The 17,804-nt window shown below is 69.6% G+C and carries 12 protein-coding genes; 5 read left to right on the top strand and 7 right to left on the bottom strand.

What is annotated here, in order from left to right; all coding sequences use genetic code 11:
* Positions 1 to 36 precede the first annotated feature (36 nt).
* A complete protein-coding gene (locus ABT130_RS13285; RefSeq protein ID WP_350955414.1) occupies positions 37 to 1,437 on the top strand; it encodes an FAD-binding oxidoreductase in 1,401 nt (466 codons plus the stop codon).
* Positions 1,438 to 2,123: 686 nt separating this feature from the next.
* Complete coding sequence (locus ABT130_RS13280; RefSeq protein ID WP_350955413.1) at positions 2,124 to 4,622, top strand: pectate lyase-like domain-containing protein; 2,499 nt, start codon at positions 2,124 to 2,126, stop codon at positions 4,620 to 4,622.
* A 236-nt stretch (positions 4,623 to 4,858) separates the two neighbouring features.
* Here ABT130_RS13280 and ABT130_RS13275 read toward each other — a convergent pair whose 3' ends face one another.
* Entirely contained in the window at positions 4,859 to 6,118 is a 1,260-nt protein-coding gene (locus tag ABT130_RS13275) for an RNA polymerase sigma factor (RefSeq protein ID WP_350955412.1), read from the bottom strand.
* Positions 6,119 to 6,315: 197 nt separating this feature from the next.
* Between ABT130_RS13275 and ABT130_RS13270 the strand changes: the two genes are divergently transcribed.
* Both ABT130_RS13270 and ABT130_RS13265 read left to right on the top strand, forming a co-directional pair.
* Positions 6,316 to 6,948 (top strand): TetR/AcrR family transcriptional regulator, encoded by a 633-nt coding sequence (locus tag ABT130_RS13270; RefSeq protein WP_350955411.1) that lies wholly within the window; start codon positions 6,316 to 6,318, stop codon positions 6,946 to 6,948.
* On the top strand, positions 6,945 to 7,625 hold the full coding sequence (locus ABT130_RS13265) for a VC0807 family protein (protein WP_350955410.1): 681 nt from the start codon (positions 6,945 to 6,947) through the stop codon (positions 7,623 to 7,625). The genes ABT130_RS13270 and ABT130_RS13265 overlap by 4 nt, the downstream gene beginning before the upstream one ends.
* Positions 7,626 to 7,666: 41 nt before the next feature.
* On the opposite strand, the gene ABT130_RS13260 is transcribed toward ABT130_RS13265, so the two are convergent.
* From ABT130_RS13260 to ABT130_RS13245, 4 genes are all read right to left on the bottom strand, one after another.
* Positions 7,667 to 8,830, bottom strand: a complete 1,164-nt coding sequence (locus ABT130_RS13260) for an FAD-dependent monooxygenase (RefSeq protein ID WP_350955408.1) — start codon at positions 8,828 to 8,830, stop codon at positions 7,667 to 7,669.
* A gap of 52 nt (positions 8,831 to 8,882) precedes the next feature.
* Positions 8,883 to 11,933, bottom strand: coding sequence for an AfsR/SARP family transcriptional regulator (locus ABT130_RS13255; protein WP_350955405.1), 3,051 nt, complete (start codon positions 11,931 to 11,933; stop codon positions 8,883 to 8,885).
* A gap of 67 nt (positions 11,934 to 12,000) precedes the next feature.
* A complete protein-coding gene (locus tag ABT130_RS13250) occupies positions 12,001 to 13,368 on the bottom strand; it encodes a PAS domain-containing protein (RefSeq protein ID WP_350955403.1) in 1,368 nt (455 codons plus the stop codon).
* A 364-nt stretch (positions 13,369 to 13,732) separates the two neighbouring features.
* Entirely contained in the window at positions 13,733 to 15,289 is a 1,557-nt protein-coding gene (locus ABT130_RS13245) for a hypothetical protein (protein WP_350918367.1), read from the bottom strand.
* A 205-nt stretch (positions 15,290 to 15,494) separates the two neighbouring features.
* Between ABT130_RS13245 and ABT130_RS13240 the strand changes: the two genes are divergently transcribed.
* Positions 15,495 to 16,295: an AfsR/SARP family transcriptional regulator gene (locus ABT130_RS13240; RefSeq protein WP_350918370.1), complete on the top strand. Its 801-nt coding sequence runs from the start codon at positions 15,495 to 15,497 to the stop codon at positions 16,293 to 16,295.
* A 229-nt stretch (positions 16,296 to 16,524) separates the two neighbouring features.
* On the opposite strand, the gene ABT130_RS13235 is transcribed toward ABT130_RS13240, so the two are convergent.
* Both ABT130_RS13235 and ABT130_RS13230 read right to left on the bottom strand, forming a co-directional pair.
* The gene (locus tag ABT130_RS13235; protein ID WP_350918373.1) at positions 16,525 to 16,899 is read right to left on the bottom strand and encodes a YciI family protein; all 375 of its coding nucleotides are present in this window, start codon (positions 16,897 to 16,899) and stop codon (positions 16,525 to 16,527) included.
* A 56-nt stretch (positions 16,900 to 16,955) separates the two neighbouring features.
* Positions 16,956 to 17,648, bottom strand: coding sequence for a DUF998 domain-containing protein (locus ABT130_RS13230; protein ID WP_350955401.1), 693 nt, complete (start codon positions 17,646 to 17,648; stop codon positions 16,956 to 16,958).
* Between the last annotated feature and the right edge of the window lie 156 nt (positions 17,649 to 17,804).

Here is a 17,804-nt window from a genome sequence, read left to right as displayed (position 1 = left end):
CGCCGCGAGTCGTCTCACACCATCGGGAGAACCCTCATGAGTACCGCCTTTTCCACGGCCGAGCATCTCGGCGGAGAGCTGGAAGTCCTGCGAGGCCAGGTCGCCGGCCCTGTCCTGTCTCCTGGTCAGGACGGCTACGACGAGGAGACCGCGGGTTTCAACACCGCGGTCCGGCACCACCCGGCCGTCGTCGTGGGCGCCACCCGCACCGCGGACGTCATGGCGGCGATCCGCTTCGCGGTCCACCACTCTCTTCCCGTCGCCGTGCAGGCCACCGGGCACGGCGCCGTCCAGGCCTCCGACGGGGCAATGCTGATCAACACCTCCAGGATGCGCGAGGTCACCGTCGACTCGTCCAGCCGCACCGCGCGGATCAGCGCGGGCTGCCGCTGGGCGGACGTCATCGCGCAGACGACCCCGTACGGCCTGGCGCCCCTGAGCGGTTCGTCCTCGGGCGTGGGGGCGGTGGGCTACACGCTGGGCGGCGGCATCGGCCCGATCTCACGGACCTTCGGCTTCGCCGCCGACCACGTACGGGAGATCACCGTGGTGACCGCGGACGGCATGGTCCGGGTGACGGACCCGGACACCGAACCCGACCTGTTCTGGGGACTGCGCGGCGGCAAGGGCAGCTTCGGCGTGGTCACCTCCATGGTCATCGACCTGTTCCCGGTGTCGACCCTGTACGGGGGCGGCCTCTACTTCAGCGCCGAGGACACCCCCGCCGTCCTGCACGCCTACCGGACCTGGGCCGGCACGCTGCCGGAGGCCACGACCACCTCGGTGGCGATGCTGCGCCTGCCCCCGGTGCCCGACCTCCCCCCGCAGCTGCGTGGCCGCTTCGTGACCCACCTGCGCTTCGCCCACCTCGGCGACGCCCACAAGGCGGAGGCCCTCCTCGCCCCGATGCGGGCCGTCGCCGAACCGATCTTCGGCGAGATCGCGCAGATGCCGTTCAGCGCGATCGACTCCGTGCACCAGGACCCGGTGCACCCCATGCCGAGCTGGGATCGCGGTGCCCTGCTGCGCGAGCTCGACGCGGAGACCGTGGAAGCGCTCCTGGCGGCGGCCGGCCCGACGGCCGACGTGCCGCTGGCCGTCGTGGAGGTGCGCCAGCTGGGCGGGGCGCTGGGCCGCGAGCCGCGCCGGCCGAACGCCGTGGGCGGGCGGGACGCCGCCTTCGGCGTGCTGGTGATCGGCGCCCCCGTTCCCGAACTGCTCGACACGGTCATCCCGGCCGTGGGCGGTGCCGTGCTCGCCGCCCTGGCTCCCTGGCAGACCGGCGGGACGCAGCTCAACTTCCACGGGCCGATGCTCGCCCCCGAGGACCTGGCCCGCGCCTGGTCGGAGCCGACACTGCGCAGGCTCAACGCCCTCAAGGACCACTACGACCCGGCCCGGGTGTTCCGCTTCGGCCACGTCGTGCCCCGCGTCTGAACGCTCCGATTCACCGGCAGGCGAGGGGGCCTGCCGGTGTGACGATCGTGCGCGTGTCCACCTAAACGGTGTTGCGGCGGTCCCGGCCGTCTGCCCGTCCACGCCGGTGGCGGAACTCGCGGCGGAGGCGGAGAAGGTGCTCCGGACGTCGATGGCCCCCAGGCAGCCGATGACCGCGACAGCCGCGGTGGACAACGCGAAAGCTTTCATAGCACCACAAATATTCCGCATATCAGAATTCCCATGGATAAATAATTAATCCGCGCCTATATCACTTAATCTCATTAATTGAGCCAGCATCCTCGGAGTCCGCCACCGCGGGGTGCTCGGCGGGACGCCCTCGACCGGCGCCCAGTATGTGATCTTGTAGACCGGTCCGCGGGGATCGGACACGGCGGCGGGATCCGGCGGAGCCCGGGGGAGCCGGGAGGACGGCGCACAGACCCCGGCGACCCAAGGCGCCTCCCACGCGCGGGGACGGAGCCCGATCCACCCCATCCGCGTCACATGACCTATTGACCCCATGTTTCCGACGAGTTAAATTAAGTGTAGAAATAAGGCGTTGATTTACGGGTGCCGTAGTCGCGCCTCATCTGCCGTCGGACCTTCCACCCCCCGGATCCACTGTGGAGACAAGCATGAGAGGTCTGTTCCGTCCTGCCGCCTTATGGACTGCCACGGCAGTCGTGGCGGCTCTGCTCGCAGTACCGTCGAGCCCGGCCTTCGCCGACACGTTGTTGTCGCAGGGCAAGACCGCGACGGCCTCCTCGACCGAGAACGGCGGAACCCCGCCGGCCGCCGCGGTCGACGGCGACACCAGCACCCGCTGGTCCAGCGCGGCCAGCGACTCCCAGTGGCTCCAGGTGGACCTGGGTGCCTCGTCCAGCATCAGCAGGGTCGTGCTGAACTGGGAGGCCGCGTACGGCAGCGGGTACAAGATCCAGGTGTCCGAGAACGGGACCACGTGGACGGACCTGAAGACCGTCACCGGCGGTGACGGCGGAATCGATAGCTGGGACGTCACCGGCAGCGGCCGGTATGTCCGGATGCAGGGCGTCACGAGGGCCACCGGCTATGGATACTCGCTGTGGGAGTTCCAGGTCTTCGGTGGCGGCTCGAACCCCGTGGGCCAGTGCGGGACCACCAACGCCGCGTTGAACAAGCCCTCAACCGCGTCGTCCACCGAGAACGGCGGAACCCCCGCGAGCGCCGCCTTCGACGGCAACAACGGAACCCGCTGGTCCAGCGCGGCCAGCGACCCGCAGTGGATCCAGGTGGACCTGGGCTCGCCCCAGACCATCTGCAAGATCGACCTGCGCTGGGAGGCCGCGTACGCGAGCGCGTTCAAGCTCCAGGGGTCGACCAACGGCACCACCTGGACCGACCTGAAGACCGTCACGGGCGCCACCGGCGGCGTTCAGTCGCACGAGGTGAGCGGCTCCGCCCGGTACGTCCGGATGCAGGGCACCACCCGGGCCACCGGCTACGGATACTCACTGTGGGAGTTCGCCGTTTACACCACGTCTGACGGTCCGGTGCTCCCCGGCGGCGGGGATCTGGGACCGAACGTTCACGTCTTCGACCCGTCCATGTCCAGCGCCACCATCCAGAGCCAGCTCGACACCGTCTTCCAGCAGCAGGAGTCGGCCCAGTTCGGCACCGGGCGCCACGCCTTCCTGTTCAAGCCGGGCACCTACAACGTGAACGCCAAGGTCGGCTTCTACACCTCGATCATGGGTCTGGGGCAGTCCCCCGACGACGTCACCGTCAACGGCGTGACCGTCGACGCGGGCTGGTTCGGCGGCAACGCGACCCAGAACTTCTGGCGCTCAACGGAGAACCTGTCGGTCCAGCCGCCCGGCGGTACCAACCAGTGGGCCGTCTCCCAGGCCGCGCCGTTCCGTCGCATGCACATCAAGGGCGCGCTCAACCTGGCCCCCACCGGCTACGGCTGGGCCAGCGGCGGTTACATCGCCGACAGCAAGATCGACGGCGCCGTCGGCCCGTACTCGCAGCAGCAGTGGTACACCCGGGACAGCTCCGTCGGCGGCTGGCTCAACGGCGTGTGGAACATGGTGTTCTCCGGGGTGCAGGGCGCTCCCGCCACCGCCTTCGCCGACAAGTCCTACACCACGCTGGACAACACCCCGATCAGCCGCGAGAAGCCGTACCTCTACATCTCCGGCAACGAGTACCGGGTGTTCGTCCCGGCCAAGCGGACCGACGCGCGCGGCGTGAGCTGGGCGAACGGCGCCACCCCCGGAAGCTCGATCCCGCTCAGCCAGTTCTACGTCGCCAAGCCCGGTGACACGGCAGCGACCATCAACGCCGCGCTCAGCCAGGGCCTGCACCTGCTGCTCACCCCCGGCATCTACCACGTCAACCAGCCGATCAACGTGACCAGGGCGAACACCGTGGTCCTGGGTCTCGGCCTGGCCACGATCATCCCCGACGGCGGCGTCAGCGCGGTCAAGGTCGCCGACGTGGACGGTGTGCGGCTCGCCGGCTTCCTGGTCGACGCGGGCCCGCAGAAGTCCGACGTGCTCATCGAGGTCGGCCCGCCGGGGTCGAGCGCCGACCACGCCGCCAACCCGACCACGCTGCAGGACGTGTTCGTCCGGATCGGCGGCGCCTTCGCCGGCAACGCCACCACCAGCGTGGTCGTCAACAGCGACGATGTGATCATCGACCACACCTGGCTGTGGCGCGGTGACCACGGCGACGGCATCGGCTGGAACGTCAACACCGCCGAGACCGGCCTGATCGTCAACGGCGACGACGTCCTGGCGACCGGCCTGTTCGTCGAGCACTACCGCAAGTACGACGTCGAGTGGTACGGCGAGCGCGGCCGGACGATCTTCTTCCAGAACGAGAAGGCGTACGACCCGCCGAACCAGGCGGCCTACATGAACGGCAGCACCAAGGGCTGGGCCGCCTACAAGGTCGGCCCCGCGGTCAACACCCATGAGGGCTGGGGCCTCGGCAGCTACGTCTACTTCAACGTCGACCCGACGATCGAGGTGGAGAACGCGTTCGAGACCCCGGTGAAGCCCGGCGTCAAGTTCCACAGCCTGCTCACCGTCTCCCTCGGCGGCAACGGGCGGATCAACCACGTGATCAACGGCACCGGCGGCCCCGCCTTCGGCACGGCCACGATCCCGTCCAAGCTCGTCTCCTACCCCTGAGGCACTCTGAGCCCGCCTGATCAGCGGTGGTCAACGCGCTCTCCTCGCTGATCAGGCGTTTCACCCCACGCCGTGGGTCTCCGCTGTCGCAGGGAGGCCCACGGCCTCGGCGTGGGCGGCGGTGCCGAGGAGGTCAGGCCGGAGCAGGGCCCGGCGACTACCTTCGCCACCTGGCTGGAGCGGGTTCGAGGTCACGGACCGCCCCTGACATCGTCCGACGGGGGTGCCGCTTTCGTTCACCCGTGGGTGGCGGCCGCCCGGGTGAGGAAGAGGGTCCGCTCGCGCTCGTTGCGGGTGAGTTCGGCGGCCCGTTCGAACTCCTCGCGCGCCTCGTCGAGACGGCCCAGTCTCACGAGCAGATCACCCCGTACGGCGGGCAGTTGCGGATAGCCCCTCAGCGCACGCTCCGCCGCCAGCCCGTCCACGATCTCCAGGCCCCGCGCCGGGCCGTACGCCCTGCTCACCGCGACCGCGCGGTTCAACTCCACCACGGGTGAGGGGGCGAGGTGGGCGAGCACCCGGTAGAGGGCGGCCATCCGTTCCCAGTCGGTGTCGTCGGTGGACCGCGCGCGGGCGTGGCAGGCCGCGATCGCGGCCTGCAGGCCGTAGGGACCGAGCGTGCCGAGCGCCTCGGCACGTTCGAGCGCCTCCAGCCCCCGGCGGATCAGTAGCCGGTCCCACAGCCCCCGGTCCTGGTCGGGAATCAGGACCGGCTCACCGTCCGGCCCCGTCCTGGCCCGGAGGCGCGACGCCTGGATCTCCATCAGGGCGACGAGGCCGTGCACCTCGGCCTCCCGCGGCATCAGACCCGCCAGGATCCGGCCCAGGCGCAGCGCCTCCTCGCAGAGCGAGGGGCGCATCCAGTCGTCACCGGCGGTCGCCGAGTAGCCCTCGTTGAAGATGAGATAGACGACCTCCAGCACCGATGCGAGACGCTCGCCCAGCTCGGCCGGGGCGGGCAGCTCGATGCGCACCCGCTTCTCGGCGAGGGTGCGCTTGGCCCGGAAGATCCGCTGCCCGACCGTCGGTTCCGGCACCAGGAAGGCACGCGCGATCTCCTCGGTGGTCAGGCCGCCGAGCAGGCGCAGGGTGAGCGCCAGGCGCCCCTCGGTGGACAGCACCGGATGGCAGGCGGTGAAGAGCAGGCGCAGCACGTCGTCACCGATGTGGTCGTCGAGGGCGTCGTCCAGCTCGGCCTCGGCCTCCTCCTGACGGATCTCCATGTCCCGGCCGACCTCTTCGAGCTTGTGCTCGTAGCGGGTCCTGCGGCGGAGCAGGTCGATCGCCCGGTGCTTGGCGGTCAGCATGAGCCAGGCCCCTGGATTATCCGGTACGCCGGATTTCGGCCACTGCTCAAGCGCCAGGACCAGGGCGTCCTGCGCGAGCTCCTCGGCCAGGCCGACATCGCGCACCATCCGGGCAAGCCCCGCGATCACCCGCGCGGACTCGATCCGCCAGACCGCCTCGACCACCCGATGAGGATCACCAACCGCCATGCCTCCCGATCCAACCATCCCGCCCGCACTCGCGACACCTTTCGATCCCGTCGCCCGAGGGCCCGGACACGACGCGGGCGCGCACGGACCGCGTGCCGCTCACCGGCCGGCGAGCGGCACGCGAATCGGACGGGACAGCCGGCCTTACCGGGCCCGGCACGCTTGCCTGCATTACTCATATGACGTATTTTTTACTCATGCAAGTAAGTCAGGGCAGGGAAACATCCGCCGAGCGCTCCTTCACCGGCGCGGCCAGGCGCGCCCAGATCATCGCGGCGACCATCGAGACGATCGCCGAGCTCGGCTACGGCCAGGCGTCCTTCGCCCGGATCGCCGAACGGGCGGGGCTGAGCAGCACCCGCCTGATCTCGTACCACTTCGCCGGCAAGGACGAGCTGATGAGCGCGGCCGTCGCCGAGTTCTACGATCACATCGGGCGGTTCATGGCCGGGCGGATGGCCGGCGTGACCTGTGCCCGTGACGCGCTGCGCACCTACATCACCGCGCTGGTCGCGTATATCGCGGACAACCGCCCACGGATGCGGGCGATGATGGAGATCTTCCTCAACTTCCGCGACGAGGGCGGAGCGAGCCGCTCCTACGACGAGGGCGACGAGAACGAGGTCCTCGGCCACCTCCAGCGCATCCTGCGCGACGGGCAGCGCGGCGGCGAGTTCCGCGACTTCGACACCTTCGTCATGGCGGCGACCGTGCAGCGCGCCCTGGACGGCCTGCCGTTCCTGCTGGAGGCCAGACCCGATCTCGACCTCACCGCCTGCGCCGAGGAACTGGTGACGCTGTTCGACCTGGCGACCAGGAGCGGGTCGTGAGCGCCCCGAGCAGGCGGCGCACGCTGCTGCGCCTGCTGGTCGACCTGCTCGTACCGGCCGCCCTGTACTACGTGCTGCGCTCGGCCGGGATGAGCGTCTACCTGTCCCTGCTCGTCACGAGCGTGGTGCCCGCGGCCATGGGCACCTACACGCTGGTCAGGGAGCGCAGGGTCGACGGGCTCTCCGTTTTCATGACGGCCATGATGGTGCTGGGCGTGGGGGCGTCGCTGATCAGCGGCAGCGAGCGGTTCCTGCTCGCCAGGGAAGGGTGGCTGACGGCCGCCGTCGGGCTCTGGTTCCTGGCCAGCCTGCGGGTCGGGATGCCGCTCACCTTCCTGTTCAGCCGGCCGCTGCTGGAGCACAGGTTCCCGGTCCGCGGCACCGGCGAGACGTGGGACGTGCTGTGGGAGCGGATCCCCCGCTTCCGCAGGGCCTGGCGGGTCACGACCGTCCTGTGGGGCGCCGGCACCCTCCTCGACTCCGCGGCGCGCGTGGTCATGGCCTACACGCTGCCGGTCGACGCCGTCCCCGCGCTCGGCACCGCTCTGTACGCCGGCACGTCGATCACGCTCATGGTGATCGCCAACGTCTACTTCGTCACGGTGGGACTCTTCGACAGGCGGAGCGCGATGTACGCGCCACTCGACCGCGAGGGCTCCCCGACACCCTCCACCTGAAGGAGCCCGCCGATGACCGGCGGGTCCTGACCCGCGCCGGGTCAGCGGCGCACCATCGACGGGTAGTCCTTGAGGGTTATGTTGGTCGCGAACCTGTCGGTCAGCCTCAGCATCAGCTTCAGCAGGAATCCGTAGCGGAAAATCCAGTTGCGCATCCGGATCCGGCCCGGGGTGCCGGGGGCGAGGAAGGGACCGGCGTTGCCGTTCCTGGCGATCCTGGCGTAGCCGCGGACCCCCTCCTCATAGCGCCGGAAGGCGACCTGATGGTCCCCGTCCGCCGCCGCGAGCTCTCCGGCCAGGACGTACGCGCCGACCATGGCCAGGCCGGTGCCGAAACCGCCCAGCGTGTTGCCGTAGGCGGCGTCGCCGAGCAGCACGACGCGGCCCCTGGCATAGCGTTCCATCCGGACCTGGCTGATCGAGTCGAGGTAGAAGTCGTCCGCCTGCCGTACCGCGTCGAGGACCGCGGGGGTCTGCCAGCCCATCCCGGCATAGGCGTCGATCACGATCCGCTTCATCGCCTCCACGTCGTAGCGGTCGTAGTCGAGCGGCGGCGAGGCGAAGGCGAAGAAGGCATCGGCTCCGGGCCCCCCGATGGCGACCAGCCTGCCGGGCTCGTTGTACATTTTCGCGATCTTCCCGAAGCGCTGCGGAAGGTCGGCCAGGGCGTAGTAGTGGCCGAGGAAGCGGACATGGTCGGCCTCGGGGCCGAAGGCCAGCCGGCGAACGTTGGAGTGGATGCCGTCCGCGCCCACCACCAGGTCGAAGACCTGCGGAGCGCCGTGCTCGAACGTGACATGGACGCCGCCCTCGGTCTCGGTGAGCGAGGTGATGGAGTCGCCGAAGACGTACCGGCACCCGGCGGTGAGCGTCCTGTCGTACAGCAGCCGGGACAACTCCCCGCGCGGGATCTCCAGATCGCCACCGGTGAACTCGCCGGGCATCACCGCCAGCCTGCGGCCGTTCGCGTCGACGATCTCCTGGTCGGTCCCGCCGGTCTGCAACCGCCGTACGTCCTCCAGGATGCCCATCCGCTCCAGCACCGACAGGTGGGTCTCGCCTTTGAAGTCGACCGCCTGGCCTCCGAGGCGCAGGGCGGGGGCCTTCTCGACCACGGTCACGGTGTGGCCGTAGCGGTTGAGCCAGTAGGCGAGAGCGGGGCCGCCGATACTGGCGCCGGAGATCAGGACGTTGCTGTTCCTCATGTCCCCGAGCCTCACCGGGAGCGCTGACAGGCCGGTGACAACCGGCTGACAGTCAGGAGATGGCTGTCAGCGCATCGTCCCGGCTCAGCGCGGCGCCCCTGGCGAACTCCGCGGCGAAGGCCTCCGCGCCGATGAGCTCCGTGGCGCCCGCGGCGACCCTCGCGACGTCAGGGTCGCCGGTGACGGCCGCACCGCGCAACGCCACCCCCACACCGAGCAGGAACGCGGCTCGCTCCGCCGCGCCTTCGAGCAGGGCAAGCCCCGCGTACCCCTCGGTGACCTGGGCGAGATCCATCGTCACCGCCGGTGACGTGCGCACCAGCGCGAGCGCCTCGCCGTGACGGCGCCCGGCCTCCGCGTGGTCGCCCTCTGCCTCGGCCAGCCGTCCCAGCGCGGTGAGCACGAGCGACGCGATGCTCTCGGTGACGTAACCGCCTGGGCCGGCGGCGTCCAGCGCCGCCGCGTAGTGTTCGCGCGCCCGTGCGTGATCGCGGCACAGCCGGGCGAGTTCACCCCAGCCCAGCTCGATCGGCGACCGGTGCGACGCGCTCGTCCCGCGCGCCAGCTCGGTGGCGCGCCGCAGGTCGGCGCGGGCCGCGGGAACATCGCCCTCGCGCAGCAGCCCGTCGGCCCTCCGGCAGAGCACGTCCACCATCTCGTCCAGAGCGCCGAGCTGTTCGTGCAGATCCAGGGCCTCCCCCCACAGCCGCCTGGCCCGCGCCCAGTCCCCCCGCCAGCCGGCGATCACTCCCAGCCATTCGAGCCCCTGCGCCATCCCCCAGCGCTCGCCCACGGAGCGGAAGCTCGCCAGTGTCGACTCCAGCTCTCCCTCGGCATCGGCCACGTGGCCGTCAAGCAGGTGCATCAGGGACACCCCGAGCATGACCACGGCCCGGCTCCACGGGTCGGAGCCGAGCAGCCGCTCCCGCATCAGGCCGGCCCCGGGAGCCGGTGGCCCCGCGACCATGCCCCACAGAACGGACGTGAAGGGGTAGCGCAGCTCCCGGTCCAGCGACCGCATGATCTCCTCGGCCCGCGCCCACTGCATCGGCAGGACATGCGGTACGGCCTGCAACACGCACAGGACGTACTCCTCCTCCAGCCCTTCGGGCGGCTCGGTGCCGAACCGTTCGAGCAGCCGGCGCGCCGACGAGACCGCCTGTTCCCGCCGCCCGCTCAGCCACTGGTACGCCGCCAGGGCCGCGATCAGCCGCAGCGCCGTCTCAGGGTCATCCGGTACGGCATGGCCCAGCGCGGCCCGCAGGTTGCTCTGCTCGGCGGAGAGCAGGGCCAGCCATTCGAGCTGCTCGGCCCGGCGCAACCACGGGTCGGCGCGCTGTGCCAGCTCCAGGAAGTAGGCGGCGTACCCGGCACGCACCCGCTCCCGCTCCCCCGCCTCGGCCAGCCGCTCCGCACAGAACAGGCGGATCGTGTCGAGCATCCGGTAGCGGCCGTCGCCTGCCTCGATGAGTGACTTGTCCACCAGGCCGGCCAGCACCTCGCCGGATCCGCAGATCCGTTCGACGGCCTCCAGGGACGAGCTGCCCGAGAACACCGAGAACCGCGCGGCCAGCGCCTGCTCCTCGGGGCTGAGCAGGCTCCAGCTCCAGTCCACCACCGCGTACAGCGTCCGATGCCGTGCCGCCGCGGTGCGATCACCACGGGACAGCAGCGTGAACCGGCCGTACTCCCTCAGGCGCGCGACGATCTCCTCGACGGTGAACGACCTCAGCCTCGCCGCCGCCAGCTCGATGGCCAGCGGCAGCCCGTCCAGCATGCCGCAGATCTCGGCGACCTCGGCTCTCATGACGGAGCCGGGACGTACGGCGGCGGCTCGCTCCATGAACAGCCGCACCGAGGGATAGCCGAGTGCGTCGTCAAGATCCGTGCCGGGGGGCGGTACGGCCAGCGGCGAGAGCGGGACGAGCATCTCGCCGGTGAGCCCGAGCGGCTCGCGGCTGGTGGCCAGCACGGCCAGTTCCGGGCAGGCGTCGAGCAGCCGCCGGACGAGCGCCGCGGCCGGAGCGATCACGTGCTCGCAGTTGTCCAGGACGAGCAGGAGCTCCTGGTCTGCCAGGGCCGCCACGAGCCGGCCCGTGGGGTCGAGCCGGCCCGGCACCGGTGACCGCAGCCTCGCCTCGCGCAGACCGAGCGCGCCGAGCACCGCCAGGGGGATCTGACCTCCGTCGTCGAGCGGGGACAGATCGACGAAGCACACGTCCCGCGTCCGGCGGCGGGCCGCCTCGATGGCCAGCCTCGTCTTGCCGGTGCCGCCCGTACCGGTCAGGGTGATCAGACGGGAGTCCCGCAGCGAGTCGATCCGGTCCAGCTCGGCCTCGCGGCCCACGAAGCCGGTGAGCTGCGCGGGCAGCCGATGCCGTACCGTCCCGGCCCTCTCCGCGCCACGCAGGATCGCCAGGTGAAGCGCCGCCAGTTCTGGCGACGGGTCGGCACCGAGCTCGTCCGCCAGCAGCCGCCTGACCTCGTCGAAGACGGCCAGCGCCGCGGCCTGCTGCCCGGAGGCGTGCAGCGCCCGCATGAGCTGGCCCCACAGCCGCTCGCGCAACGGGTTCTCGGCCGCCAACTGCCGCAACTCGGCTATCGAGGTGCCCTCCGGGAGCGCGAGTTCGGCCTCGACCAGGTCCTCCCGCGCCGCCAGCCGTAGCTCTTCCAGCCGGGCCGCCTGCGGCATGCCGGTCGGCGCGGGCCCTCGCCACAGCGCCAGTCCTTCGCTGAGCACCCTCGCGGCATGCTCATACCGGCCTGCGGTCAGCAGCCGGTGCCCCTCGCGCGCGAGCCGCTCGAACCGGTGCGCGTCGACGTCATCGGGGTCGACCGCGAGCCGGTATCCGGCCCGGTGAAACGTGATCAGGCCGGGCGGCAGGCCGCGGCGGAGCCGGGACACCTGGGCCTGGATCGCGTTGGCCGCACCGGCCGGAGGATCGTCACCGTACTGCCCGTCTATCAACCGGTCCACGCTGACCAGCCGGCCCGCGTCAAGCAGGAGCAGCACCAGCAGGGCACGCGACCGGGGGCCGCCGACGGAGACGGGTTCCCCCTCCTCCGTCCGCACCTCCAACGGCCCCAGGATCCCGAACTGCACGAGACCGATTGTGGCCTATGCGCCCTACTTCATGAGGATCAGCGCGAACCTCGCGGCCGGACCCGGCTCAGAACGCGTCGCGGTACTCGGTGGCCGCGGCCCTGACCCGGTCCACCTGCGCCTCCAGCTCCCGGACATCAAACGGCACGGCCGAGGCCTCGAACTCCCTGCCCAGCGCGTGCAGCATGTCCAGGCCGTCCCAGATCGCGGCGAACTCGTCGTCGATCGGCCGCACCAGATCACCGAGTGCGCCCTCGACCCGGTGACGCAGGACGAGCATCCGCCACTTCCCGAGGAACCAGCGGAACTCCGTGAGCCGCTCGCCCGCCTCGGCGATCTCGGAGACGACCTCGCGCAGTGTCTGGTTCACCTGCTGTGCCCTGGCCGACATCTCCAGCACGCTCTCCTGCACGGCATCGCAGAGCTGGGGCACCTCGCTCAGCGAGGTGCGCGGCGCGAGACCGTCCGCGACCTCGGCGGCGAACGCGGCGACCATGTCGTTGTGCAGGCTCGCCAGCACGATCCGGAAGCGCAGGTCCGTGACGTACGAGCGCAGCGCGGCGAGCCTGGGCACCAGCCGCTCCAGCGTGCCCATCGCGGTGCGCGTCGGCGTGGCCATCACCTGGGCGACGTTGCTCAGCACCGGTACGGTGTCGGCGACCGTCTCGGAGGCGACCTGGGCTCCGGCGACCACCTCGTCGAGCCGGCGGGCGACGTCGAGCACCTGGGTGGACGACCGCATGAGCCGGTCGCTGAACACCCGATAGCTCTCCAGCCGCTCCACCAGGCCGGTCAGCAGCGTTTCCAGCGCTCCGACCCCGGCCAGCACCTCCGCGATCGGTCCCCGCGCCCAGGACCGGGCACAGGTCGCGGAAGCCAACCGGCCGCGTGCCGCGACCTCGGCGGTCAGCGCCTCGGTGAGGAAGTCGTCATGCGAGCCGAATCCGCGCTCTCCCAGCAGCTGTTCGATCTGTTCCCTACCGAACAGCGCCACGTCACGCCGGTTCATCCGACCGCGCTCGGCCGCCTCGGTCTCGACGTCGGCGACATACTTGTATATGCGCTTGACCTCCTCGAACAGCTCGGACCGCGGCGCCATCCGAACCGACAGGAAACCCTCCGCCGAGGGCGTCATGGTGGCGAAAACCCAGTAGTGGCTGCCGTCCTTGGCCAGGTTCCGCACGTAGGCTCCCGCCGGACGCCCGGAGAGCAGGCGGTCCCACAGCAACCGGAAGACCCCGGCAGGCATGTCGGGGTGGCGCACGATGTTGTGCGATGCCCCGGTGAGCTCGTCCAGGGAGAACCTGGAGGTCCGGACGAAGACGGAGTTCCCGCTGCGGATCAACCCGTGCCGATCCGTCGTGGAGAAGAAGAGCTCCTCCGGACCGATGACCTGTTCCAATCCATTGGGCACGATCGACCCGCCAAACCCCATCGTCCACCTTTCTGATCTTGGAAGACGATACCAACCGCACCCCACGGCCCTCAAAGGAAGGTCACGGCCGTCCACCCGAGGAGCCGTGCATTCCTTCTCTGGGGACGCCCGATCTGACTCACCGTTGGCGCCGACAATCCCGTGAAAGACAGCCGGCTGACAGCCAGGAGAGGGCTGTCAGCGCCTGCTGTCGACTCAGCGCGGCGCCCTCGGCGAACTCCGCGGCGGAGGCCGCCACGCCGATGAGTTCCGTGACGCCTGCGGCGACCCCGGCGCGACGGTCGGCTGGCGGACGCCACGGATCCAGAGCTGATCCGCCGACTTTCCGTGCGACCCGCGTCCCGGGGACGCGGGTCGCACGGAGTCAGCCCGTCTTCACCTCGAACGAGTAGCTGGTAGTCCAGACCACTGTGCCGTCGCGATCCAGGGCATCGACGTAGACGGTGTTCCAGTCGGTCGTGGGAGTGATCGTCGCCTTTGCCAGCCCGTTTTCGACTGGAGCCTCCTCCGTCGGAGCATCGTTGTAGGAGTAACGGAAGACCATGACGATGTCCCTCAGATCTCCGGAGTCGAACACGAACTCGCCCGGAATCCCGACGCCGCCACCCGGCTCGCCCTCGCCACCGAATTCGGGATATGTGCTGGAGGAGACAGTGGGCGGGTGCTCCAGCCAGTTGACCTCGAAGCAGTATTCGGCATCGGGGCTGAAGTTGCCCGCCCGGTCGATACCTCGCACCTTGAGGCAGTTGTCGAAGTCGCGAGTCGGTTTCACCGTGACGGTGACAGAGCCGTCCGCGGCCGCCGGCGTGTGCTTGTACTCTCCGTCAAGGCCGTATACGTAAGCCACGATGTCATCGGCGCCGTTGGGTGTGAAGGTGAACGCGCCCGGCAGATAGACGTGCCCGCTCGGCACGTCCTTTGGATAGTCGGTGGAGGACACCAGCGGCGGCTGCGCAGGGGCGGTCAGGTCGACGGTGAACTCCTGCCACGGGGCCCACTCGCCGATGTCATAGTGCAGTTCGCCATCCTCCATGTACGGGTCCTCAGCTCGGACCCGCCAACGATACGACGAGTCGGCGACGAGCTGCCCGGCGGGCACCATCACGCAGTGCCGGGTGCCGGAGTACTCCGTGTCGGTGACCTTCTCCCCCAGTTTGGTCCCGTCCTGGGTCGCCCACTCGAAACGACCCCTTACGACCTGCGGATAGGAATTCCTGTCCGGGTCGGACAGTTTGGCCCCCAGCCAAGGCGTGATCGAATTCACGTACCGCCCGGTCTGCGAGAAGGTACGGCAAGATTCATGGTCCGACGTCACCGAGGTCTCAGCAGGAAGGTCGGGCCGGTCATTGTGGTCGACCCCCAGGCCGCCGTCGTTCCACAGTTCGTGTCTGATCTCCGGGTTGGTCTCGTCGATCGACTTGAGGCCCAGTGTGATGTGATCTTTTCCGGCGGCCACCGCTTCCCGGACAGCCGCGGTGATCCGAAAGTGCAGCCGATCGAGGCAGGTACCGCCCGGAGCGGCCAGGAGCAGTCGCTCCCATTTGGGCTGGTTCTTCCAGCTAGTCGAGGAGTCGATGTCCCCGGTCTCCCAGAGTTCGACATCTCGGCGTCTGCACTCCCAGGAATTGGCCCGCCCCACGCCGAACCAGGCTGTGGTGACCCGCTCGACGTCGGCGATCGGAGTCAGGTCCATCTGGAAGAACGCCCGGGTGATGTCCTTGGGCTTCTCCTGGAAACCGACGAAGACCCGGTCCTCCTGCCAGTGCGTCCTGTTCTGATGCTTGGAGGAGACGTAGGTCCAGTGGGACCGAGGGATGGTCGTGCCCCCTTCGGCCTCCGCCGTCGCCGGGATCACGAGCACCGGCAGCACCGCCATCAGCGCCACGAGGGCGGCCCGTAGTCGTGAGTGTTTCAAAAGCATTCTCTCCCCTGAACAGCGCCTGCGACCCGCCCCCGGTTCCTCCGGAGACGCCCCTGTGATCGCCGCGCATGCTCATGCTGACCGCACCCCGTTGCGGGAACCGTATATTGCCCGCATAAGTTCACCGTGGAAACTTTTCTTATCAGCAATCCGTTATTACCAGGCGCTGGGGGGCTGGCAGAAACATTCACAGGGGGAGCCGGGAGTGGAGTTTCGCGTACTGGGTCGGCTTGAGATACGGCGTGACGGATGGTGCATCGACATCTCGGCGCCCAAACAGCGAGTGCTTCTCGCGACACTGCTGTGCCATGCCAACGAGACGGTCTCACGCGACCACCTCGTCGACGCCCTGTGGGGAGATCGCCCACCCCGCTCGGCCGGCGACAACCTCCGGATCTACGTGTATCACCTGCGGCGGCTACTGGGCGACGAGGGCAGAATCGTCCGGCGCACGTATGGCTACACCCTCGACGTCCGGTCCGGAGAGCTGGATGCCGACAACTTCGGGGAGATGGCCGATCGCGGACTGGTGGCCGGTGCCGCCGACGATCAGGCCGCCGCGAGCCGTCTGTTCGGCGGCGCACTGGCGCTGTGGCGAGGCGACGCGTCGTTTGCGGAGGTACCGCGGCGCGGCGCGGTCAGCGTGATGGCCAATATGCTCGACGAGCGACGCGAGGTCGTAGCGGAGGCGCGGATAGAGGCCGAGCTTCTCCTTGGCCGCTCCGGTGAACTGGTCGGCGAACTACGCCATCTGGTGACTGCCAACCCGCTGCGGGAGAAGCCGTACGCCCAGCTCATGCTCGCCCTCTACCGCGCCGGCCGACGAGCTGAGGCACTCAAGGTCTACCGAAACGCCCGCCAGGTGTTGATCAAGGAACTCGGCCTCGAACCAGGGCCGGAACTGCGGGCCATGGAAGCCGCCGTACTCAACGGCGACTCGGCCCTGCTGCCGACACCGGACCCACGGCAGACGCGCTCTCCGGCAACCCCACTCAGAGCGACGTGACCGTCCCCACGGTGATACTCGTCAGTGGAAACGGCTCTGGCTCAAGATCGACGCCGGACACATCGGGCGATCAAGAGCCAGGACCTGGCTGAAACCTCAGGTCCACGCACCATCCGAGATCAGGCCGACCGGGCATGAGGCCCGAGGCGATTCGATGCGAAAGTGCCGGGAAACGTGTACGGCTCCCGGCCAGGAACTCTGGCCGGGAGCCGTACACACGGTGATCAGATCAGGCGGGGGCGGCGAAGTCCTCGGGGCCGAAGACGCGCAGCACGTCGGCCTCGCCCTCCCAGCCCGCCCAGTGATCCCGGTGGATCTTCAGGAAGCGGGAGGTCCACTCGACGGCCTCCTCCTTCGAGCGGACCTGGTAGAGCGCGTAGCTGATCAGCTCCTTCGCCTCGGCGAACGGGCCGTCGGTGACGCTCAGTCTGTCCCCGGTGATCGCGACCCGCGCGCCCTGCGCGCTCGGGGCCAGCCCGGCGGTGTCCAGCAACGCCCCGGCTGCGGTGGCCTCTCCGCCGAGCTTGGCGATGGCCTCCATCAGCTCTGCCGGCGGCGGGGTGGTGGGCTGGTTGGTGACCCTAAGAATGATCATGTATCGCATCGGATGTCTCCTTCGATCTTGTTTTCTTGACGGTGTGGTGCGGGGATCGGGTGCGCTCAGGCGTGCTGGGGGGTGATGTGCCGGTACAGGTGCAGGGACAGGGCCGAGAGCCAGGCCCAGATGATCACGACCCCGGAGACGAAGACAAGGTTGGCCCACGGGGCACCCGCACTGGTCGCGATGGCGGCGAAGGCCGCGAGGAACAACCCGCCGGTGAGCCGGGAGTAAAGCGCCCACCCGGTACGGCCCGCGGCGGCGAACCGGCGGCCGATGACGAAGCAGGCCACGATCACGCACAGGAAACCCACCGCGCCGCAGGCGAAGTGGAGCGTCCCGGACAGGCTCACCGCCCCGGGCCCCTCCGGCGTCCCCACCGGGAAGCCCATCGCCGGATCCGCCCGGAAGATCCCCGCGCCGATCAGGCTCACCCCGTACATCCCGACGAGCCGGGGAGCCCAGGTCGCGCCCCGCCCGCCGGCCAGGGCCCGGCCCAGGCCGACCGCGCAGGCGATGACCATCAGCCCGGCGGCGACGAAGTTGGTGATCTGGATCCAGCCGAGGCCGCCGTTGGCCAGCAGGCTCCATGCGTGGCGGGAGAGGTCGAATCCCTCCCGGGTCAGCGCCTGGGCCAGGGACACCACGACGTACACCGGCCCGGCGATGATCCCGTAGCCCAGCAGCGACCTGGTGACACTGGTACGCGGGTCGCAGGTCACCGGGTGCGCGGTCCTCGTCGTCTGCTGGGTCATTGGCCGTTCTCCTCACGAGTCACGGGCCGGCTCTCGGGTGTTCCTCTCGGCCCTCTGACCACGCTTCGAACGAGACCACCCCGATTCGACAGCCCGCTCAAATCTTTTTCAAGATCTTTTAGCGCCACTGTGCGGCGCTTCGTCAGAGCGGCGCGG

Origin of the sequence: Streptosporangium sp. NPDC001681 (assembly GCF_040298085.1) — a bacterium.
GTDB lineage: Bacteria > Actinomycetota > Actinomycetes > Streptosporangiales > Streptosporangiaceae > Streptosporangium.
This window is presented reverse-complemented; position numbering and strand designations above follow the sequence as displayed.

Coding starts and splice junctions, on each gene's coding strand:
- ABT130_RS13285 (WP_350955414.1), top strand. CDS start 37: ATGAGTACCGCCTTTTCCACGGCCGAGCATCTCGGCGGAGAGCTGGAA.
- ABT130_RS13275 (WP_350955412.1), bottom strand. CDS start 6,118: ATGGCGGTTGGTGATCCTCATCGGGTGGTCGAGGCGGTCTGGCGGATC.
- ABT130_RS13270 (WP_350955411.1), top strand. CDS start 6,316: ATGCAAGTAAGTCAGGGCAGGGAAACATCCGCCGAGCGCTCCTTCACC.
- ABT130_RS13260 (WP_350955408.1), bottom strand. CDS start 8,830: ATGAGGAACAGCAACGTCCTGATCTCCGGCGCCAGTATCGGCGGCCCC.
- ABT130_RS13250 (WP_350955403.1), bottom strand. CDS start 13,368: ATGGGGTTTGGCGGGTCGATCGTGCCCAATGGATTGGAACAGGTCATC.
- ABT130_RS13245 (WP_350918367.1), bottom strand. CDS start 15,289: ATGCTTTTGAAACACTCACGACTACGGGCCGCCCTCGTGGCGCTGATG.
- ABT130_RS13235 (WP_350918373.1), bottom strand. CDS start 16,899: ATGCGATACATGATCATTCTTAGGGTCACCAACCAGCCCACCACCCCG.
- ABT130_RS13230 (WP_350955401.1), bottom strand. CDS start 17,648: ATGACCCAGCAGACGACGAGGACCGCGCACCCGGTGACCTGCGACCCG.